This is a genomic window from uncultured Campylobacter sp., assembly GCF_938031315.1.
Lineage (GTDB): Bacteria > Campylobacterota > Campylobacteria > Campylobacterales > Campylobacteraceae > Campylobacter_B.
This window is the reverse complement of sequence record NZ_CALHHT010000218.1, coordinates 1-1,556: the sequence shown is the minus strand read 5'-3', so window position 1 is coordinate 1,556 and position 1,556 is coordinate 1. Positions and strand designations below refer to the sequence as shown.

1 protein-coding gene and 1 pseudogene are annotated in these 1,556 nt (G+C 38.1%); both read right to left on the bottom strand.

Annotated elements, in window-relative coordinates:
• Nucleotides 1–515: 515 nt before the first annotated feature.
• Nucleotides 516–1,202 carry a CRISPR-associated endoribonuclease Cas6 gene (locus Q0236_RS05440; RefSeq protein ID WP_297915853.1) on the bottom strand — a complete coding sequence of 229 codons (687 nt, stop codon included), beginning with the start codon at nt 1,200–1,202 and terminating at the stop codon, nt 516–518.
• A 72-nt stretch (nt 1,203–1,274) separates the two neighbouring features.
• A pseudogene (locus Q0236_RS05435) lies at nt 1,275–1,556 on the bottom strand (glycine--tRNA ligase subunit beta); the annotation flags it as partial.

Here is a 1,556-nt window from a genome sequence, read left to right as displayed (position 1 = left end):
ACTTTTAATCATAGCCTTAACATCGTCGTCATTTAGCAGGCTGCCAATTTTATAGAGTTTATGAGCTAATCCCATATTTTATTTTTACCTTAAGTATTTTAGTTAATTTTACGACCATTTTACTTAAATATTTCTAAAATTATTCTAGATTTGAAATCAGAATAAGATTAAGGCATTAAGAGGCATATTTTATTGTGATTCAAAAACTAATTGCAATAAATACTGAACTCTATCTGCCCAAAATTTATGTCAAATATTTTAACATCTACGATAGGGCTAAAAAATATACACAAAATGCACAATATGTATTTTCCCATGCGATTAAGAACTTTTTTAGTTTTCAAATGTAACTCCTTATTGTTTTACCTTATTATAGCACAAAACCAAATAGATTTCAAGTTATATTGATTTAAGGGTTAACTTCCTTTTATTTTGGTAAAAATCGTGTTATAATGTAGATCAAAGAATAAGGTTTCCCGCTGGGATTTAAAATTATTGTTTTAAAGGTTGTGACCTTATTCTTTTTGCTTTACAACCTCCAAAACCCCTACTCCGTAGTTCATGCACCCACTTCCAGCGCCCGTGCCAAGGATCAAATTTATTAGTTCTGCATTAGCTAAAATTTTCCATCTTGCTTGCCACGCATATACTGGCTCGCGGTTGTTGCCGTAATAGAATTTCGCAGATTCACCCGGCTTTTGCCACAATAAATTTAATTCCATTTCGCCATCATATTTTCGCCCCATAATCGTCTCAAATCGCTGTAAAATATTCGTCTTCATCATCTCTAAATGCCTGCTATCTTGTGGCTGCAAATAGACTTTATGCCCCAAAAGCCCGCTTACTGCGCACGCCACGTAGCCTTGCACAATAGCTTCGTTCTCGCAAATTTTATGATTTTTCGCTTCGACGGTAGTTTGCGTAAATAGAATTTCACCCAAGCTTAGCCCGTCTTTTAGCACTGCTAGCGCGATTTTACGTTCAAACTCCGGCTCGCATGAAGCAAATCGCACGCGCAAGTCCTCTCCTCGCAAGATAAAATCAAACACTGTGCGTTTAAAAATTTTACCGCTTGATTCGTGCCTATATCCTACGTGCTCTGAAGCCGGCAGATAGCGATAAAGAAAGCCCTGAATCAACTGCGAGAGAGATTTTGTGATTTTTAGATTTTTAGTTGGTAATTTTGCGTTGATGATTAGCATTTGCGCTCCTTTGCGCGGTAAAATTTTGCCCAAGGTTCGCGTAAATCTTGGGCAAATGAGTTCTAAGTGAAATTAAAATCCTATCTCTTTGATATCGGCAAACTGCAAAAACGCGCGATAAATTTGCCCGATATTTGCGATACGATTTGCGCGTATCGCGGCATCCTGGACGTTTATCATCACATTATCGAAAAAATTATCAATCACGTCTTTAAGCCCAAATAGTGAGCGCAGATACCCACTCACGTCGTTTTCGTTGAGCTTAATCGCCCTGAACGCCGCATTTAGCGCGCGCTCAGCGTCGTGTTCGAATAGATTTTCGTCCACCGCGCCTATTTTTTCGTCCTTGATGAT

What these genes read in the sequence shown, in the direction of transcription:
- Q0236_RS05440 (WP_297915853.1), bottom strand. Translation starts at nt 1,202, where the DNA reads ATGCTAATCATCAACGCAAAATTACCAACTAAAAATCTAAAAATCACA.